Raw genomic sequence first — 18,222 nt, 5'->3', positions numbered from 1 at the left:
CCCGGTACCCCGCCGCGGGGCCGACGTCCTAGGTTGGACGGGTGAAGGTCCTGCTGCTGGAAAACATCCACCCCGGCGCCGCCGAGGCGTTCCGACGCGACGGCTTCGAGGTCGAGACCCGGCCCGGGTCGCTCAGCGGAGACGAGCTGCACGACGCGCTCGCCGGAGTGCAGCTGCTCGGCATCCGCTCCAACACCACGATCACCGCCGAGGTGCTCGACGCCGCCAAGGACCTCCTGGCCGTCGGGTGCTTCTGCATCGGCACCAACCAGGTCGACCTCACCGCGGCCGCCGAGCGCGGGATCGCGGTGTTCAACGCGCCGTACTCCAACACGCGCAGCGTCGTGGAGCTGGTCATCGGCGAGATCGTCGTCCTGGCCCGGCGGCTGACCGAGAAGACCCAGCGCATGCACGAGGGCGTCTGGGACAAGTCCGCCAAGGGCGCCCACGAGTTCCGCGGCCGCACCCTGGGCATCGTCGGCTACGGCAACATCGGCACCCAGCTGTCCAACATGGCCGAGGCCATCGGCCTGCAGGTGGTGTTCTACGACACCGCCGACCGGCTCGCCCACGGCAACGCGCGACGGATGCCGAGCCTCGACGCGCTGCTCGCCGAGTCCGACGTCGTCTCCATCCACGTCGACGGCCGCCCCGGCAACGCCGGCCTGTTCGGCGCCGAGCAGTTCGCCCGGATGAAGCCCCGCTCGATGTTCATCAACGCCTCGCGCGGCATGGTCACCGACGAGCACGCGCTGCGCGAGAACATCCTGTCCGGCCACCTCGCCGGCGCCGCCGTCGACGTCTTCCCGGTCGAGCCCAAGGCGCAGGGCGACGAGTTCGACTCGCCGCTGCGCGGGCTGGACAACGTCATCCTGACCCCGCACATCGGCGGGTCCACGCAGGAGGCGCAGGAGGGCATCGGAACGTTCGTCTCGCGCAAGCTGCTGGACTTCGTCCAGCTCGGCGCCACTCCCCTGTCGCTCAACCTGCCCAACGTCGGCGCCCCGAACCCACCCGGGGTGTTCCGGACCGCCTGCCTGCACACCAGCACCCCGGGCGTGCTCGCCGACATCAACCGGCTGCTGGCCGACGCGGGCGTCAACGTCGTCGGGCAGTCGCTCTCGACCGGCGGCGACCTCGGCTACGTGCTGACCGACACCGACCAGGTCCTGCCCGAGGACGTGCTGTCCGCGCTCCGCCGGGCCGCCCAGACGGTCTGGCTGCGGTCCTTCCGGCTCTGAGGGCTCAGGCGCAGGCGTTCGCGCCGTACTCCTCGACGTCGGAGGGGTGCATCGGACCGTGCACCCCGTGGTGGACGACGAACTCGACGCCGGTCGGGCGGTGTAACAGCCCGCCCGACCGGCGCCGGTACACCAGCGGGGCGCAGCGGTATCCGAACAGCGCCCGCGCCCAGCCCTCCGCCTCGCCCCGGGCGAGCGGCTCCGCGCCGGTGACACTCAGCTCCCAGATCCCCACGCCGGTCGCCGGGGACTGCCGGTCCGGGGCGGTCGAGGCCACCAGCGTCAGCTCACCGGTCCCCCGCATCGACGGTACGACGATCCGCGCGCGGTGCCAGTCGGTCACCGGGTGCGGGTACGGGTAGGTCAGCAGGCCCTCGCGGAGCGCGGTCACCGGTCCCCCGTGCTGCTCGTGGATCAGCTGTGCCAGATCCACCGACCGCTTGCGGCGCAGGTCGGCATTGACCAGGCCCGCTTCGACCGTCATCCCCGTGGCCTCATTTCCGTCCCCGCGTCCCGGGACGGACCTCCGGCGCTGAGGCGGCGCGGTGGGGCCCGACGCCCGGGTGGGAGGACCCTCGAACGGTCCGGCGTCGGCACCGTGTTCTACGGCTCGTAGAGCATTCTAGATCACCAGCCGCCGCCGGGCGAGAGCGGGATCACATGACGGTCAGATCACACGTCGCGCCGGTAGTGCGCGCTCGCCGGGTCCACGGGATAGTCCGCGAACGGCGGGCAGGGCAGGAACCCGGAGCGCTCGTAGAGCCGCCGCGCCGGTGCCCAGTACGGCCCCGACCCCGTCTCCAGGTAGAGGGCCCGGAGGCCCCGCTCGCGCGCCGCGTCGAGGAGCCGGCTCAGGACGGCGGTGCCGACGCCCCGACCGCGGGCGTGCTCCGCGGTCCGCATGGACTTGATCTCCGCGGCCGGGTGCTCGGGCACCGCGCCCGCGGCCAGCTCGCTCAGCGCGCCGCAGCCGAGCAGGGTGCCGTCGTCGTCTCGGGCGACCCACACGGTCACGCCCGGCCGCCGCAGGCCGTCCAGGTCCAGCGCGTGCGTGCTCTCCGGGGGCCCTGGTCCCGCATGTCGGTGAGGTGCCCGGCCAGGAACCCCTGGACCTGCGCACCGGACAGGTCGTCGGTGTCGATCTCCACACACGCCATCCTGCTCCCACCCGGGCCGTGTTCCCACCGCCACACCTCCGGCTGGCCGGGAGCGGTCCGACGGCTGTGGTCCGTCGGTCCGGCCCGGCCGGGCACCCACGGCCGCCGAGGGCCCGTCGTTATGCTTCCGGCGACCCCGGCCCCGCCCGGGACGGCGCACCCCGGGAGGAACTGCAGTGGCGAAGGTCGAGACGATCCGGCTGGTCGACGACATCACCGGCGGCACCGCCGACGAGACCGTCGATTTCGGGATCGACGGCCGCCGCTTCGAGATCGACCTGACCTCCGACAACGCCGCGTCGCTGCGGGAGGCCCTCGCGCCCTACCTCGGGGTCGCCCGTGCGGCGGGGTCCGCCCGCGCCGGACGCGGCGCCACGGCTCCGGCGCCCTCGGCCGGGCGCAGCGGTGCGGAGGGCACCGACGCCGCGACCCGCGAGCACAACCGTGCGGTGCGGGCCTGGGCCCGGGAGAACGGCTGGACGCTGTCGGACCGGGGCCGCATCCCGGCCGAGGTCGTCGAGGCCCACCGGCGGGCCGGGGTCGGCGACACGGCGGGTCCCGACTCCGGGACAGCGGCCCCGGGGACGGCCTCCGCCGACGCGGTGCCCCCCGCCCGGACCGTTCCCGAGGACGAGACGCCCGCCGGGCACCGGCCGACCTCCACGGCGCCCGCCGTCGAGTTCAGCGGCTGACCCCGTCGCGCGAGCCCGGCGGGGCGCCGTCACCGGCTCGGTGACGGCACACCCGGCGGCGGCGCGGGCAGCGGGCCCGAGCTGTACAGCCCGGAGCGCTCGACGTCGCCGCGCTCCAGGGTCGGGGCGACCGCGTTCGGCCGGTACGGCTGGATCGCCTGCACCTTGCCCCAGTCCCGGCCCGGGTCGCCCTCCAGATAGGTCGGCAGCTCGGCCTGCTTGCCGATCACGGTGATCCAGCCCAGCGGGCCACCGGCCTGCGGCGACGACCAGCCCTCGCCGTCACCGCGCATCTGGCTGCCGTCGGCCTGCAGCCGGTAGGCCGGCACCTCGGCGATCCCGCCGGAGGTGCGGAACGGCTTCAGACACGGGCTGGCCAGTGAGACCGGGTACTCCAGGAACATCGGCTGGTCGCCCACGACCTGCGACAGCGGCGCCAGCTGCGGTGCCCGCAGCGGCGCGACGGCGAGCCACCCGTCGGCGCCCAGCGAGTTGTCCTGCACGACCATGCGGACCTCGGTCGCCGCCCGCGCGGTCTCGGGCAGGTCGAAGCGCAGCTCGCGCCACGGCATCTCCTCCACCCGGCCGTCGTCGAGGGTGGTCTGCTCGACGACGCGGACCCGCCCGTCCGAGAGCCGCGTGGCGTACTGCACGGTCAGCCGGTTCCCGTTGCCCAGGCGGCCGGCCGCGGTGACGACCAGCGGCGTGGTGCCGGCGCGCTGCTCGGCCGTCAGGTTCACCCACGGGGTGCGCAGCGTGCCGGTGTTGCGGTCACCGCGGGGCACGTAGCTGCCGAACGCGGGCGCCGCGTCGCTGCCCAGCCCCCCGGACAGGACGTACTCGAACCCGGACGCCCCGGTCCCGCCGCCGGTCGGCGGGATGCCGTTGCGGACGAAACCGCTGCCCCCGCTGCGGGGGTCGAGCAGCTGCGCGTCGGGGCTGTTGGCGGGGACGACCCCCGGTGCCAGCGGGGCGGGGGTCGACGTCGGCTCCCCCGGCGGCGGCGGTGGTGCGACGGTCGGGAGCAGCCCGGACCGGGCCGGTGCGGCCATGCCGGTCGGCTCCGGGGCGTCGGACAGCACGCCGTCGACGGGCCGCCGCTCGGCGAACACCTGGCTGGCGAGGCCGCACGACCCGCCGAACGGGTGCGACAGCGCGTCGGCGCCCATCGTCCAGGTACCGGAGCGGTCCTGGATGGCCGAGACCATCGACCACACGTTGAACGTGACCAGCAGCCCGCACAGCACCGCGAGCGGCGCCGAGGTCAGCCGCAGCCGACGGGTCGCCCGCAACGCCGACGACGCGTCCCGCCGCCAGTCCCGGGCCCGTACCCAGCGGCCCACCAGCGGGATCCGTCCCAGCGCCCGTTCCACGCCGGCGAGCTGGTCGGGGTGGCGCTCCTCGCGGATGCCGCGCAGGTGCTCGACCCCCGCACCCGCGGCGAGCAGCAGCGCGACGAGCAGCAGGATCGTGGACAGCTCGTAGCCGGCCACGGTGACCTGCTCCCCGGCCCAGGGAACCCCCCAGTTGTTCGTGTACCACCACAGGTTCGGTCCGGCCGCCGACAACGCGGCCACCAGGAAGACCGCGGACAGGAACGCGAGCCGGTTGCGCAGGGAGCGCAACACGTCCGAGCCGGTGGCGATCGCGGCCAGCGCCACCATGCCCGAGCCCAGGCCGACCAGGTCACCGAAGTGGTGGGTCCACTTCGTCGGGGTCAGGGCGAAGATCAGCAGCGCGATCACGGTGCTGCCGATGAGGCGCTGGGCCGGGCCGAGGGCGGCGCCGGGGATGCGGTTGCGCCGGATCAGCACGACGACGCAGGCCAGCAGGCAGAGGATGACCAGCAGGATCGGGAAGCGCCGGGCGATGGACCCGTCCGCGAGCCCCTCGAACAGGGGGGCGTAGCGCTGGGCGATCTCGGTGTACCAGGGCCAGTCCGGGCCGATGTCGGACCGCAGCCGGGTCGAGTCGATCACCGCGGCCCAGCTCTGGTCCGCCCAGGCGACCATCAGGATCGCGGTGCCCGAGGCCAGCAGCGGCGCGAGGACCGGGACCAGGCCGACGGCCCGTACCCGGGCCGCGAGCAGGTGCCACAGGGGGCGCACCCCGGCGACGAACGGTGCGATGGCGATCAGTCCGGCCGGGTTCGCCCCGACCGCCATCGAGGCCGCGAACAGGCCCAGCGCGACCGGCAGCAGCCGCTGCAGGGCCAGCGCCCGCTCGACGCAGACCAGCGCCAGCAGTGAGCACACGACCACGACCGGCTCCGGCCGCAACCCCGAGTTGTAGGCCATCCAGAACGCCAGGAACACCATCCCGGCGGCCCAGGTCGCGGCCCGGGAGCGGCGCGCCTGCCTGCCCAGGCGCGGCAGCAGACCCCGGGAGACCAGCCACCAGGCCATGATCCCCATCAGCACCGAGGGCAGCCGGAGCCAGAGCAGGGAGTCCGAGACACGGACCCACAGCGCGTAGAGGTCGTAGAACCAGCCGAACGGCGCCTCCGCGGCGTCGTACCAGCGGTAGTAGTTGCCGACGTAGCCCGAGGTCGGGACGTCGCGCACGATGCCGAGGGTGAACCCGTCGTCGGAGGTCTGGCCCCCGATCGCGGCCCAGCCGACCAGCACGACGGTGACGATCAGGTCGATCGGCCGGGGCCGGGCGCGGGACCACCACCGGCGCAGCCGCGGCGGCCAGCGCCCGGCGAGTCCGCCGATGGCGTCGCGGCCCGCCCGGTGCGGGCTGCGACCCAGGTGCCGGTCGACCCCGGCCAGCGCGAGCAGCGACCCCAGCAGCGCCACCCCGGCGATCACGGTGGCCGCGGTCTTCCAGACCGACGGGCTGCTGTCGAAGCGGGTGTCCGGGGTGATCCGGACCGCGGTGCCGCCGGTCGGGTCGAGCGCATCGTCCAGGTCGGAGTAGATCCCGACGACCTGTGGGCGCTGGTCCCCCTCGAAGGTCTGGGCGCCGGAGCCCAGGTCGATCGTGGTCGCCGTGCCGTCGGAGGTGACCCGGACCTCCGACGGGGCCGCGCGCAGCGGCGCCGAGGCGAGCTGCTGGCCGCGGTCGACCAGCGTCAGCTGACCGTCGGCGACGGTCAGGACCATCCCCGAGCGGGCACCCTCCGGCGACTCCGGCGGGACGGTGGACAGCACCGTGGCGGCACCGTCGACGCGGTCGTCGAGGCTGCGGATCGCGTCGGCGGGGACGACCACCGACATCGTCTCCGGCCGCAGCGCCACCAGCGGCGAGTTGACGTCGGCGGTGCCGGTGGCCGGAGACGGCCAGACGATCGTGGTGGTGTGCTGCACCACGGGCAGGAACGGCACCGCGACGGCGAGGACGAACGCCAGGAGCCCGAGCCGGCCCGCCCAGCGCAGGCGTCGACGGTCACGGAGCGTGTCGACCGGAGCCGGCGCGGCGACCGTCGCTTCGGAGGTGAGCACCGAACGACGGTAGCGGCCTCGCTCCACGTGATCCGTGGACCCCCCGGGGGTGATCAGCCCGCCGGGACGTGGTGCCGGTCGCGGAACCGGCGGCCCTGCAGCCACCAGCCGAGGACACGGGTGATCCAGGGCAGCATCACGTACACCATCACCGGGGTGAGGACGACGGTCGTCACCGCCAGCCGCGGCACGACGTGCCAGTCCGCGAGCAGCGCGCCCAGGGTCACGGTGGCGAGCAGGTTCATCGGGAAGAACACGAGCCAGATCGTGGTGGCCTGCTTCCAGCGCGGCGGTGTGATCTGCGGCGGGCCCACGGTCTCCACGGCGGCGGGCTGGTCGAACCAGCCCTCGATGCCGGTGCGGCGTTCGGCGCGCGTCATCTCCGCCAGACCCTGGGCCGAGCCGAGCCACCAGCGGCGCTCCGGGCTGGCCTCCCACCGCGCGAGGGTCTCCGGGGAGTCGAAGCGGGCGAGCATGTGCCATTCCTCGGAGCCGTCGCGGCTGCGGACCCAGCCGCCGCCGAGGAAGCCCGGGAAGCCTTCGGCCATGAGCAGGCCGGAGCGGATCCAGGCCGTCATCTCGGCCGCGTGGCCGGGGTCGGCACGACGGGTGAACGAGACCGTCACGGGGTCGCCGCCGGTCGGAGCGGGAGCGGACGCGGCGGCGGGGGTGGTGCCGGCGGCCCGGTCGCGGGTGTCGAGGGACATGGTCTGCATGGTGACCGGTGACCCCGGTGTGCGGCAGCCCCGCCGCACGACATCACTCCGGGGCCCGGTGGGACCCGAGGTCGCCGGCGCCCCGCTCCCCCGGCCGGCCGGTACGGGTGGAACCGCTGTGCCGGGCGCTCCGCCCTCCGAGCGGCTCGGGTCCGGCCGGTCCCGGCCCGAGCGCCGGCTCGCCTGCCCGGTCGTCGCCGTGGCGGGTCTGTGGTCGTCGTTTCGATGACCACGCAAACGCGTCAACGCCTCATTGACCTCAGAAGGGTGAGGGATGCTGCGGCGCCGTCCGGACACCCCACCCCAAGGACGCCAGGACCGTCCCGGAGTCCGTTCCGTCCCGAGATCCCGGCCGGGCATCGCCGAGCGGGCGGGACCGGCGGCGGCCCAGGATCGCGCCGGCTCCGGCGGCGGAGGTGCTACGACGACCCGGGGTCGCGGTCCTCGGTCGGCCCGGGGGACGTCCGGGGCGGTGCCGCCATCGCCGCGCGCAGCTCGGCGGTGGCCTCGGCCATGAGCTGCGCGAGTGTGGCGTCCTCCTCCGCCAGCCAGCGGGAGACGGCTCGCCGGTGGATCGCCAGGACCACGTCGACGACGAAGCGCGCCGTGCCGGGGTCGACACCCCGGCGTTCGAGGGCCGGGGTCAGTGCCTCGGCGATGTCGGCGAGCTTGATCAGATCGCGCTCGGCCAGCGCCGGGTTGGCCGCGATCACCCTCCCCCGGCGCCGGAGGTACCCGCGCGGGCGGAGGAGCCGCTCGGCGCTCCCCAGCGCGGACAGGAGCACGTCGACCGGAGCCAGACCGGGGTCGGCCGCCTCCACCTGCCCGACGAGGTGCGCCTCGAGCTCCCCACCGGCGAAGAGGACCTCCCGCTTGTCGGGGAAGTAGCGGTAGAACGAGCGCTCCTTGAGGCCCGCCGCGTCCGCGATCTGCGCGACCGAGGTGCGGTCGAACCCGTGGGTCTCGAACAGGTCCAGGGCCGCGCGTTCGAGCCGGCCCTGTGCGTCGGATTCCCAGCGCGGCATACCCGTCAGGATACGACGACAGACACTGTCGTCGCCTGCTACCGTCGGTGACAACAGATGCTGTCATCACTGAGGGGATCGCCATGAGGGCTCAGCAGTTCGCCAGGTTCGGCTCCCCGGACGTGATCGTGCTCGCCGAGGTCGCCCGGCCCGAGCCGGGCCCCGGCCGGATCCGGATCGCCGTACAGGCGTGCGGGCTGACACCGGCCGACTGGCACCTCGCGGACGGTCTGCTCGCCGACGTCCTCCCGGCCCTGCCGCGTGGCCTCGGACTGGAGGTGGCGGGCACCGTCGACGCACTCGGCCCGGGAGTCGACGACGTGCGGATCGGTGACCGTGTGTTCGGCCCGGCCGCCTTCGACGGTCCGACGGGCGGCGCCGCCGAGTACGCGCTGATGCCGGCCTGGGCACCCGTTCCCGAGGGGGTCAGCGCCGAGCGGGCCGCCGCGCTGCCGGTGGCCGCCGAGACCGCGTGGCGTGCCCTCGACGACCTCGGTGTCCGGCCGGGCGAGCTGCTGCTCGTCCACGGCGCGGGCACCACCGTGGGTGAGACGGCCGTGCGCCTCGCACGGCACCGGGGTGTGCGGGTGGTCGCCACCGCCGGGCCGACCCGGGCGGCCGCCCTGGAACAGGTCGGTGCCCGGGTCACGCCCCACGGGGAGGGAATGGTCGCGCGCGTCCGCGAGCTGGCCCCGGGGCCGGTGGACCGTGCGCTGGACGCCAGCCCGACCGGGGGGCGGATCGACCGCGCCGAGCGGCCCAGCCCGGCAGGCGGCTCGCTGCCGGCCCTGATCGAGCTGACCGGGGTCGCCGACCGCGTCCTCACCGTGTCGGACTTCGCCGCCGCATCCGATCTGGGCGTCCGGACCAGCACCGCGATGTGCTACGACCGGATGGCCGGGATCGCCCGGCTCGCGGGCGAGGGCGTCCTGGCCGTACCGGTCGCGGGCACCTACACCTTCGACCGCGTCCAGGAGGCGGCCGCGCTCAGCCTGTCCCGCCGTACCGGCGGCAAGCTCGTGCTCGTCCCGTGACCGCCCCGGAGGGCTCGGGCCCTCCGCCCGTGTCGTCCGGCGGGGTCCACTCCCCCCTCCGCCGCCGCGCCGCGCACGGAGCCGTACAGGGCGCCCTCAGGGCGACGTAGGAGAACCCCGGCGGAGGCTGCGCGTGGCGCCGGTGGCCGGGTGGGACGACCCCGGGTGTGGCCTCGCCGTGCCGCGCGCCGGTCGTGCCCGCCCCTCCCCTGTCGTCCGCCCCGGACCGCGTCCCGGTCACCCGCCGACCGTGCGGCCGTCAGGCCGGGCGTGGCCGCGGTCCCCTCCACCGCCGTGACGGACGGTCGTCTCCGACCCGGTCGACGGGTGGCGTCGCCGTGGCCGTCGGTCCCCCGGCGACACGCCGGGGTCGCCCAACGGTTGACCGCAGGTACGCGTCAATGAACCATTGACTTCATGAGGTACGACGAAGCGCAGCACTGGCTCGAGCGGGCCGACCCGTCGATCGCGAAACGCCGGGAGTCGATCACCCAGCAGCTCGACGGGATGAAGGAGCGCGCCGCCGACGGCGTACTCACCCACGACGGGGCCGCCGCCTGGTACGCGCTGGTCCAGGAGATGCGCCGGATGGCCGACTACTACGAGCGCGACCTCATCCGGACCCTGCGGTCCGGTGGGATGACCTGGAAGGAGGTGGCCGACGCCGTCCAGGCCCAGCTCTCCAGCCGCCAGGCGGCCCAGGCGAAGTGGAAGCGCCTGGTGGACCCGACCCGGCGCACCACCAACGGCAACATGCGCCGCGGCGGGCGTCCCCGCCAGGACCAGGTCTCGCGGCGCGATCCCACGACCGACCCGTCCGGGAGCAGCGACCAGGATCGGACGGAGTAGCAGCTCCTCCCCCGGACGGCCCTGCCCGGTGACGGTGCGCAACCTCCGCCGGGCGTCGTCGTTGATCCCGGTGACGACGGCACCCGAGGAGGCGGCTGGTGGCTGGACCGGGGCACGACCGGCGCAGGTGGGCGGCGGCCCTGTCGATCGCGGTCGCGGTGTGCACCGTCGGCCTCGCGCTGGTGCCGCCCGCCCAGGCGGCGCCGCAGCCCGCACCGGTCGCCTCGGCGGCCGACCTGCTCGCCCCGTCCCCGCCCGGGTCGAACGACTGGAGCTGCAGGCCGTCGGCAGCGCACCCGGACCCGGTCGTGCTGGTGCACGGCCTCGCGGCCAACCAGGGCAACAACTGGGCCTACATGGCCCCCCGGCTGGCGGAGCGCGGCTACTGCGTGTTCTCCCTGACCTACGGTCGCAACCCCCTCGCGCCGCCACCGCTGACCCAGGTCGGCGGACTGGCGCCGATGGAGGACAGCGCGGTCGAGCTCGCCGCGTTCGTCGAGCGGGTCCGCGGCGCCACCGGGGCCGCGAAGGTCGACATCGTCGGGCACTCCGAGGGTTCGCTGATGCCGAACCACTACGTCCGGTTCCTCGGCGGCGCCGAGAAGGTCGGGCGCTACGTCGGCCTCACCCCGCTCTGGGACGGCACGAACACCGCCGGGCTGGCGTTCCTCAACCGGACCGGTGAGCAGCTCGGCCTCGGCACGGCCGTCGGCACCGTCCTGGACCCGCTGTGCGCGTCCTGCCGTCAGCTCCTGCACGGCTCGGACTTCCTGCAGCGCATGAACTCCGACGGCGGACCCCGCGCCGACGGCGTCGACTACACGATGATCCTCACCCGCTACGACGAGCTGGTCGTCCCCTACACCTCGGGGCTGCTCGACGGCGCGCACAACATCGTCCTGCAGGACGGCTGCCCCACCGACCTCGCCGAGCACGTCGCGGTCGCGTTCGACCCGGTCACGCTGCAGCACGTGCTCAACGCGCTCGACCCGGCGCACGCGAGCCCGGTGCGGTGCCTGCCCGTGGGCCCGGACGCACCCACCGCCCGCTGACCGTGCCACGCTGTCGCCCGTGACGGCGGTGACGACGGCGGAGGACCTGTTCACAGCGGCGCGGGACGGTGTCGAGGTCACCTCGGCCGTGCTGGACGAGACCGACCTGCGGGAGACCGACCTGGCCGGGCTCGTGCTGCGGGGCGGCTCGCTCGCCGGGGCGGACCTGCGCGGGGTACGGCTGGACCGGGCACGGATCACCGCGACCTCGCTGGCCGGGGCCGATCTGCGGGAGGCGGACCTGACCGACGCCGTCCTGCGCGGGGTGGACCTGTCCGGGGCCCGGCTGGCGGGTGCGACGCTGGGCGACACCCGGTTCACCGGCTGCCGCATGATCGGCACGATCCTGCGGGGCCTGCGGGGGCTGACGGCGTCGTTCGTGCTGGAGGACTGCTCGCTGCAGCTGGCCGACCTGCGCGACGTGGCCCTGCGCGGGCTGCAGGTCGCCGACTGCGACCTGTCCGAGGCCGACCTGTCCGGTGCCGACCTGCGCGAGGTCTGCTTCGCGCGGTGCCGGCTGCGGGGCACCGTGCTGCGGTCCACCCGGCTCGACGGCGCCGACCTGCGGGGCTGCGACCTCGGTGAGCTCACCCCGGACACGCCGCGCGAGCTGCGCGGGGCGATCGTGTCCCCCACCCAGGCGGCCGCTCTGTGCGAGGCGCTGGGCCTCACCGTGCTGGAGCCCTGACCGGGTCCCGGGGTCCTCGCTCCCGCCCGCTCAGCCGACGGTGTGCTCGGCGGCGCCGCGGCGCATCGCGTCGTCGACCTGCCCGGCGATCCACGGGTCGGTGTCGCACTGCGGGCCGGTCGCGGTCAGCGGGCCGAGCCGGACGACGTCGGCGGCGCGGCAGAGCGGTGCGGGTTCGGTGAGGTCGACGCCCTCCTCCTCGTCCGCCTCGGCGGGGAGTTCGTCGGCGACGACCGGCCGCGAGGACTCCGCGGCGCGGTCCTGGCGGGCGGCCTCGTCGCGGTGGTAGGCGGCCAGCTCGGCGTCCCCGGCGGCGCGGGCGGCGTCGGCGCGCGCCTGTGCCTGGTCACGCAGCTCCGCGGCCACGGTGCTGACCCGGCCCGCCGTCTGCGCGTCTCCGGCCCGCAGGGCCGCGTCGCGCGCCCCGCCGACGGCGTCGAGCACGACCTCCCCCCGCCCGGGGACCGCGACCGGCTCGCCGGTGTGCACCGTCGCGGTGTCCGTCGCCGTGGTGTCCGTCGCCGTGGTGCCCGCCGCGGCAGTCGGGACCACGCCCGGGGCCGGGTCGGTGCCGTCGGCGCCGCCGGTGAGGGCGGCCGCCAGTCCGGCGCCGCCCACCAGCGGGACGGTGCCCAGCAGGGCCAGGCGGCCGGGCGTGGTGCGTGGACGTCGATGCCGTCCGCTCATCGTGATCGCCTCCTGGCATTCGGTAGCCGAAGCCGGAGGGGCTCAAACCTCCCTCGCCCGGCCGCGCGCCCCGACAGGGCGTCTCGGCAGGGCGTCTCGGCAGGCCGTCGCGACACGGGACCTCAGCAGGGCGCGACCACCAGGCGGACGACCCGACACACGACACCCTCGGTGCGCGGCACGTCCCCGGTCGGCGTCGGCGGCTCCGCGCTCCGGACGTCGGGCCCGGTGGTACCCGGCGTGGCCGGTGCGGGCGCCGGGCCGGTCGTGACCGGGGCGGGTGGGGTCGTGGGCGCCGGGGGTGGCACGACGGTGGCGCGGCGGCGGGCGTCGGCCTGCTCGCGGGCCCGTTCCTCGCGCTGCCGCTCGGCGCGTTCCTGCTCGGCGGCACGACGTTCCTCGGCCGCCCGGGCGGCGGCCCGCTGTTCCTCGGCGGCCCGCTGTTCCTCGGCGGCCCGCTGTTCCTCGGCGGCCCGCCGGTCCGCGGCGGTCCGGGCCGTCGCCGCCCGGACCGCGCCCTCGGCCACCGCGGCCGCCCGCGTCTCGCGGTCCGCGGCCGTGGTGGGTTCGACCCCGGTGCCGGAGCCGTACCAGCGCGACGGCATCGGGACCGAGGAGGCGTCCTCGACGGTCGGGCCCGCGGCGAAGGTCGGCACCGGCACGTGGTCGTCGACCCGCTGGTCGGCCGGAGCGGTCCCGCCGATCACCCCGGTGCCGGACAGGCCGGCGCCGGTGACCGCCGCGACCAGGGCCACCAGCACCAGCCTGGCCGCGGTCCCGCGGACCGGGCGGCGGGGGGGCCGCGCCGGTGGGCCCGGCCGGTCCGGAGGCGCCGGCGGGTGTCCCGGCGGTGACCGCCCCGGAGCGGGCCGCCGACCGTGGCCACGGGTCCTGCCCGGCCACGGACGCCCCCGGGCCCGCCGGATCGGCCTCGCCCGGCATCCGGTGCCTGCCGGTCACGTGGTGGAGCCGCTCGCCGTGCGCATGGGGTGATCGTCACCGGCCGACGGCGGGACGGCCATGCACCGAACGGGTACGGCGCCGCTCCGGGCCGTCCCGGTGGGGTGAACCCGGTTCCGATCCCGAGCGGTGGGCTCAGCCGCCGAGCAGCGGCAGCGTGCGGCCGGGCACCCGCACCTCGACGGGTGGGGCTCCGGCGACGTCCAGCCGGAGCCGCAGCAGGGAGCCGTCCGGGGCACCGGTGTCCGGACCGGTCCGCGTGCCGCGGCCGGGCCCGTCGTCGTCGTCCGGGTCGTCGCCCTGCGGTGCCCTCGTCCGGGGCGTGGAGGGCGCGTCCCCCGGCCGCGGCGCGGTCTGCACCGGACCGGACGGTGCCGGATCGGACGGCTCCGGCACGGTCTGCTGTGCGTCGGAGGGCTGCGGCGCGCTCGGCTGCGGTTCAGTGGGCTGCGGAGCGATGGGCTGCGGAGCGATGGGCTGCGGCGCAGTGGCCCGCGGTGCGGAGGGCTGCGGATCGGTCCGCTGCGGTGCGGTCGGGTCCGGGGCGGCCCGTCGCGGTGCGGCCTGACGGGGAACGGTCTGCTGCGGGGCCACGGCGCCAGGGGCCGGCCCGACCGGGGAGGGCGGGGTGCGTCCGGCCGCGGGGCCGTCCGCACCGCCGGTCACCGACGGCGGCCCGGCGGTGTCCCCGGAAGCGTCCCCGGCGGTGCGCCCGGACCCGCTCCCGCCCGGACGGGCCGGACCCGGTGCACCGGACGACGCCTGCGCCGGGGCGCCCTCCGACGCCCCCGGTGCCGGGTCGCGCGGGGTGGCACCGCCCGCGTCGTCCCCGGCGGGTGCCGGCGCGGGCGGCGACGGCGCCCCGGCGGCGGAACCGGGAGCAGCAGGACCGGGAGCAGCAGGACCGGACGGAGCGGCAGGACCGGACGGAGCGGCAGGCAGCGCCACCGGGGGTGGCCCCGCCTGCTCCCCCTGCGCCGCGACCGGCTGCTCCGCGACGGGTCCGCCACCCGGGGCGGCGGTGGCCACGATCGCCGTGACCAGCGCCGTCGCGCCGACCACCGGGACCGCCACGGCCAGCACCCGGCCGAACGGTCCCGATCCCACCGCTCTCCGGTGCCTGCCGCTCATCGCCCGGTCCTCCCCCACATCCGGTACCTCCCCGCGTCACCGAGCGTCGCGCCGGACCGGACGGCGCCGGCGGAACCAGCCCGAACGGGTGAGCGGACGAGGTCTCAGTGTCGCAGCGCGCTGTGCATCCGCGCGAGGCGGTCCGTGCGCTCGGCCCGCAGCGACAACGCCGTCTCCAGGTCGACGGCCACGAAGCGGGTCCGGGTACGCGGTGCGGACTGGGCGACGACGTCGAGGTCACCGGAGATCACCGTGGCCACCATCATGTAGCCGCCGCCGGACACCGCGTCGCGGTGCAGCACGATCGGCTCCACCCCGCCCGGCACCTGGATGGAGCCGATCGGGTAGGGCGAGTCCACGATGTTCGACGGGTCCTGGCCCGCCCCGAACGGCGGCTCCCGGTCGACGGTCTCCAGCTCGCCGCCGGTGTAGCGGAACCCGATCCGGTCCGCGACCGGGGTCAGCGTCCAGGTCGTGTCCAGGAAGGTCGCGCGGCCGCGGTCGGTCAGCCGGTGGTCGTAGAGCCCCATCACGACCCGGACCTCGACGTCCTTCGCGAGCGAGGGCCGCAGGTCCTCGGGCACGACGAGACCGGCCCGCCCGGTGCCGGTCCCGACGGGGAGGACGTCGCCCTCGGCCAGCGGACGACCGTCGAGCCCGCCGAGGGCGCCGAGGGCGTAGGTGGCGCGGCTGCCCAGCTTCTCGGGCACGTCGATCCCGCCGGACACCGCCAGGTAGGCCCGTGCGCCGGCCTTGAGGTAGTCGAAGGCCAGCACGTCGCCCTCGGCGACGTCGAAGGACTCCCACACCGGGCGGGGCTCCCCGTTCAGCGTCGGCGCGATCGTCGCCCCGGCCACCGCGACCGTCGCCGGGCCGGTGAACACCAGCTCCGGGCCCAGGTAGACGATCTCCAGGGCGGCGGCGCCGTCCGGGTTCCCGACCAGGGCGTTGGCACAGCTCAGCGAGTACTGGTCCAGCGCGCCCGACGGGGGGATGCCCAGGTGGTAGTAGCCGGACCGGCCGCCGTCCTGCACGGTCGTGGACAGACCGGGCTTGCGGACCTCGATGCGTGTCACGCGAGCACCTCCAGCAGGCGCGTGTTGTAGCCGTCGGGGTCGTCGAGGAAGGGCTGCAGGTCGAACGCGACGGGGCGGGCCGTGATCCGGTACTCCCCCGCCTGCGCCGCCGACTCCAGCTGGTCGTACTCGTCGCGGTCGATGCCACGGAACTTGACCATGTCCCCGGGGCGCATGAAGACCATGTGGTCGGCGAAGTCGGGCTTGGTCTGGGTCGGGTCGTAGATCGGGGCCGGGGTGATCCCGAACATCTGGTAGCCGCCGGCGCCGCGTACCGAGTAGATGCAGGAGAAGCAGCCGCCGTAGCCGACGGTCTGCTTGGGCGTGTCGGTCCGTGGCCGCAGGTACTTCGGCACCACGATCTGCCGGTCGCGGGGCACCATCTGGTACTTGAACGGCAGCCCGGCGACGAAGCCGACCATCGAGGTGAACCAGGGCGAGCCGGAGTGCGCGGCGATGAACTCGTCCACCCCGGCGTAGCCGTTGATGCGGGCCGCGTACTCGATGTCGGTGGCCTCGGGGTCCTGGTGGCGGTCGCGGAAGCGCATCAGCGTCTCGGTGGTCCACGGGTCCCGGTAGAGCACCGGGATCTCGACGACCCGGCAGTCCAGGGTGACCCCCAGCGCGTCGCCGACCCGGGCCTCCAGCTCCGTCAGCTGCGCGAGCAGCGCGTGCGGATCGAGCACGTCGGGGTCGTAGCGGACCTGGTAGGACGCGTTCGCCGGGCAGATCTCCAGGATCCCGTCCGGTCGCTCCTCGCGCAGCAGGTTCGTGATCGCGACGGCCTTGAAGTTGGCCTGCAGGCTCATGTCCTCGGCCAGCTCGACGAACACGAACTCGTCGCCGCCCCAGCTGTAGCGGGCGCTCATGCGGATCCCTTCCCTTCGGCCAGCCAGTCTTCGAGGGTCCCGGTGTGGAAGTCGGCGGCGGCCACCCACGGCTCCCCGGCCAGGGTCCGCAGCAGCCCGGCGGTGGTCGGGATCCCGGCGACGGAGAACTCGTCGAGTGCGCGCCGGGAGCGGGCCAGCGCCTCGGCCCGGTCGGCGCCCCACACCACGACCTTGGCCAGCAGCGAGTCGTAGTACGGCGGGACCGTGCCGTCGGGTTCGAGCCAGGTGTCGCAGCGCACCCACGGCCCGGAGGGCAGCGTGACCCGCCCGACGCCGCCGGGCTGGGGCAGGAAGTCCCGGTCCGGGTCCTCGGCGCACACCCGGTACTCGATCGCGTGCCCGCGCCGCTCGACGCCGTCCTGGGTGAGCCGCAGCGGCTCCCCTACGGCGATCCGGAGCTGCTCGGCCACCAGGTCGACGCCGGTGACGAGCTCGGTGGTGGGGTGCTCGACCTGGATGCGGGTGTTCATCTCGATGAAGAAGAACTCGCCGGTGGTGTCGTCGACGAGGAACTCCACGGTCCCGGCGGAGGTGTAGCCGACCTCGCGGCACAGCGCGACGGCCGCGGCGGTCATCGCCGCCCGGGTGGCCTCGGTGATGCCGGGTGAGACCGCCTCCTCCACGACCTTCTGCCGGCGACGCTGCAGCGAGCACTCGCGCTCGAACAGGTGGACCGCGTCCCGGCCGTCGCCGAGGACCTGCACCTCCACGTGCCGGGCGCGCTCGACGAACCGCTCCAGGTACATGGTGCCGTCGCCGAAGGCCTTCTCCGCCTCGGTCGAGGCCTGCCCGAACGCGGTGCGCAGCTCCTCGGCGTCGGCGACGACCCGGATCCCCCGGCCCCCGCCGCCCGCGGCGGCCTTGAGCATCACCGGATAGCCCACGTCGGTGGCCGCCGCGACCGCGGCGTCGGCGTCGGCGACCCCACCGGGGGTGCCGGGCACGGTCGGGACCCCGGCGGCGCGGGCGACCTCCCGGGCGGCGACCTTGTCCCCCATCCGCTCGATCGTCGGGGCGTCCGGGCCGACGAAGGTCAGGCCGGCACCGGCGACGGCGGCGGCGAACGACGCCCGCTCGGACAGGAAGCCGTAACCGGGGTGCACCGCGTCCGCGCCGGTCTCCCGCGCCGCGTCGAGGATCGCGTCGGCCACCAGGTAGGACTTCGACGCGGGCGAGGGCCCGATCGCCACCGCGGTGTCGGCCAGGCGCACGTGCAGGGCGTCGGCGTCGGCCTTCGAGTGCACCGCGACGGTACCGATGCCCAGGTCCCGGGCGGCCCGGATGATCCGGACGGCGATCTCGCCGCGGTTCGCGACGAGCAGCCTCATGCGGTCTCCACCACCGCCACCGGCTGGCCGGCGTCGACCTCGTCCTCGTCGCCGACCAGGAACTCCACGACCGTGCCGGTCGCGGCCGCTGCGATCCGGTGGAAGGACTTCATGACCTCGACCAGGCCGATCGCCTGGTCGTCGGTGACCGCGGCGCCGTCCTCGGCGAACGGCGGGCTGGCGGGGTCGGGGCGGCGGTAGAACACGCCGGGGATCGGGGAGACGACCTCGTGTCGGGGCACTGCGGGTA

General features: G+C 75.5%; 19 protein-coding genes. 6 read left to right on the top strand and 13 right to left on the bottom strand.

Going from position 1 to position 18,222, the window contains the following annotated elements; translation table 11 throughout:
- The first annotated feature begins 41 nt into the window (after positions 1-41).
- A complete protein-coding gene (serA, locus tag KPF47_RS09260) occupies positions 42-1,241 on the top strand; it encodes a phosphoglycerate dehydrogenase (protein WP_224388089.1) in 1,200 nt (399 codons plus the stop codon).
- A 4-nt stretch (positions 1,242-1,245) separates the two neighbouring features.
- Here the strand turns inward: serA and KPF47_RS09255 are convergent, their stop codons facing one another.
- The 3 genes from KPF47_RS09255 to KPF47_RS39975 form a co-directional block, all read right to left on the bottom strand.
- Entirely contained in the window at positions 1,246-1,725 is a 480-nt protein-coding gene (locus tag KPF47_RS09255; RefSeq protein ID WP_224388087.1) for a hypothetical protein, read from the bottom strand.
- A 188-nt stretch (positions 1,726-1,913) separates the two neighbouring features.
- Positions 1,914-2,255, bottom strand: a complete 342-nt coding sequence (locus KPF47_RS39980) for a GNAT family N-acetyltransferase (RefSeq protein ID WP_308015363.1) — start codon at positions 2,253-2,255, stop codon at positions 1,914-1,916.
- The gene (locus KPF47_RS39975; protein ID WP_224388521.1) at positions 2,252-2,389 is read right to left on the bottom strand and encodes a hypothetical protein; all 138 of its coding nucleotides are present in this window, start codon (positions 2,387-2,389) and stop codon (positions 2,252-2,254) included. Before KPF47_RS39975 ends, KPF47_RS39980 begins: the two co-directional genes overlap by 4 nt.
- A 185-nt stretch (positions 2,390-2,574) precedes the next feature.
- Here KPF47_RS39975 and KPF47_RS09240 point away from each other — a divergent pair, with 185 nt between their 5' ends.
- A complete protein-coding gene (locus KPF47_RS09240) occupies positions 2,575-3,090 on the top strand; it encodes an Lsr2 family protein (RefSeq protein WP_308015362.1) in 516 nt (171 codons plus the stop codon).
- A 29-nt stretch (positions 3,091-3,119) separates the two neighbouring features.
- Here the strand turns inward: KPF47_RS09240 and KPF47_RS09235 are convergent, their stop codons facing one another.
- The 3 genes from KPF47_RS09235 to KPF47_RS09225 all read right to left on the bottom strand — a co-directional run bounded on the left by KPF47_RS09235 (position 3,120) and on the right by KPF47_RS09225 (position 8,277).
- A complete protein-coding gene (locus tag KPF47_RS09235; protein ID WP_224388086.1) occupies positions 3,120-6,536 on the bottom strand; it encodes an arabinosyltransferase domain-containing protein in 3,417 nt (1,138 codons plus the stop codon).
- A 53-nt stretch (positions 6,537-6,589) separates the two neighbouring features.
- Positions 6,590-7,252: an antibiotic biosynthesis monooxygenase gene (locus KPF47_RS09230; RefSeq protein WP_224388085.1), complete on the bottom strand. Its 663-nt coding sequence runs from the start codon at positions 7,250-7,252 to the stop codon at positions 6,590-6,592.
- A gap of 419 nt (positions 7,253-7,671) precedes the next feature.
- On the bottom strand, positions 7,672-8,277 hold the full coding sequence (locus tag KPF47_RS09225; protein WP_224388084.1) for a TetR family transcriptional regulator: 606 nt from the start codon (positions 8,275-8,277) through the stop codon (positions 7,672-7,674).
- An 83-nt stretch (positions 8,278-8,360) separates the two neighbouring features.
- Here KPF47_RS09225 and KPF47_RS09220 point away from each other — a divergent pair, with 83 nt between their 5' ends.
- The 4 genes from KPF47_RS09220 (at position 8,361) to KPF47_RS09205 (ending at position 11,900) form a co-directional block, all read left to right on the top strand.
- Positions 8,361-9,311 (top strand): NADP-dependent oxidoreductase, encoded by a 951-nt coding sequence (locus tag KPF47_RS09220; RefSeq protein WP_224388083.1) that lies wholly within the window; start codon positions 8,361-8,363, stop codon positions 9,309-9,311.
- A 417-nt stretch (positions 9,312-9,728) separates the two neighbouring features.
- The gene (locus tag KPF47_RS09215) at positions 9,729-10,160 is read left to right on the top strand and encodes a hypothetical protein (protein ID WP_224388082.1); all 432 of its coding nucleotides are present in this window, start codon (positions 9,729-9,731) and stop codon (positions 10,158-10,160) included.
- A gap of 98 nt (positions 10,161-10,258) precedes the next feature.
- The gene (locus tag KPF47_RS09210) at positions 10,259-11,212 is read left to right on the top strand and encodes a triacylglycerol lipase (RefSeq protein WP_224388081.1); all 954 of its coding nucleotides are present in this window, start codon (positions 10,259-10,261) and stop codon (positions 11,210-11,212) included.
- A 19-nt stretch (positions 11,213-11,231) separates the two neighbouring features.
- Positions 11,232-11,900 (top strand): pentapeptide repeat-containing protein, encoded by a 669-nt coding sequence (locus KPF47_RS09205; RefSeq protein WP_224388080.1) that lies wholly within the window; start codon positions 11,232-11,234, stop codon positions 11,898-11,900.
- A gap of 30 nt (positions 11,901-11,930) precedes the next feature.
- On the opposite strand, the gene KPF47_RS09200 is transcribed toward KPF47_RS09205, so the two are convergent.
- The 7 genes from KPF47_RS09200 to KPF47_RS09170 all read right to left on the bottom strand — a co-directional run bounded on the left by KPF47_RS09200 (position 11,931) and on the right by KPF47_RS09170 (position 18,214).
- Complete coding sequence (locus KPF47_RS09200; protein WP_224388079.1) at positions 11,931-12,587, bottom strand: hypothetical protein; 657 nt, start codon at positions 12,585-12,587, stop codon at positions 11,931-11,933.
- 122 nt (positions 12,588-12,709) lie between these two features.
- Positions 12,710-13,342 (bottom strand): hypothetical protein, encoded by a 633-nt coding sequence (locus tag KPF47_RS09195; RefSeq protein ID WP_224388078.1) that lies wholly within the window; start codon positions 13,340-13,342, stop codon positions 12,710-12,712.
- 340 nt (positions 13,343-13,682) lie between these two features.
- Entirely contained in the window at positions 13,683-14,678 is a 996-nt protein-coding gene (locus KPF47_RS09190) for a hypothetical protein (protein WP_224388077.1), read from the bottom strand.
- Positions 14,679-14,782: 104 nt separating this feature from the next.
- Positions 14,783-15,754, bottom strand: a complete 972-nt coding sequence (locus tag KPF47_RS09185; RefSeq protein WP_224388076.1) for a biotin-dependent carboxyltransferase family protein — start codon at positions 15,752-15,754, stop codon at positions 14,783-14,785.
- The gene (locus KPF47_RS09180) at positions 15,751-16,623 is read right to left on the bottom strand and encodes an allophanate hydrolase subunit 1 (protein ID WP_224388075.1); all 873 of its coding nucleotides are present in this window, start codon (positions 16,621-16,623) and stop codon (positions 15,751-15,753) included. Before KPF47_RS09180 ends, KPF47_RS09185 begins: the two co-directional genes overlap by 4 nt.
- Positions 16,620-17,972, bottom strand: a complete 1,353-nt coding sequence (locus KPF47_RS09175; RefSeq protein WP_224388074.1) for an acetyl/propionyl/methylcrotonyl-CoA carboxylase subunit alpha — start codon at positions 17,970-17,972, stop codon at positions 16,620-16,622. Before KPF47_RS09175 ends, KPF47_RS09180 begins: the two co-directional genes overlap by 4 nt.
- Entirely contained in the window at positions 17,969-18,214 is a 246-nt protein-coding gene (locus tag KPF47_RS09170) for an acetyl-CoA carboxylase (protein ID WP_224388073.1), read from the bottom strand. The genes KPF47_RS09175 and KPF47_RS09170 overlap by 4 nt, the downstream gene beginning before the upstream one ends.
- Positions 18,215-18,222: the final 8 nt, after the last annotated feature.

Origin of the sequence: Pseudonocardia sp. ICBG1293 (assembly GCF_020131355.1) — a bacterium.
Lineage (GTDB): Bacteria > Actinomycetota > Actinomycetes > Mycobacteriales > Pseudonocardiaceae > Pseudonocardia.
This window is presented reverse-complemented; position numbering and strand designations above follow the sequence as displayed.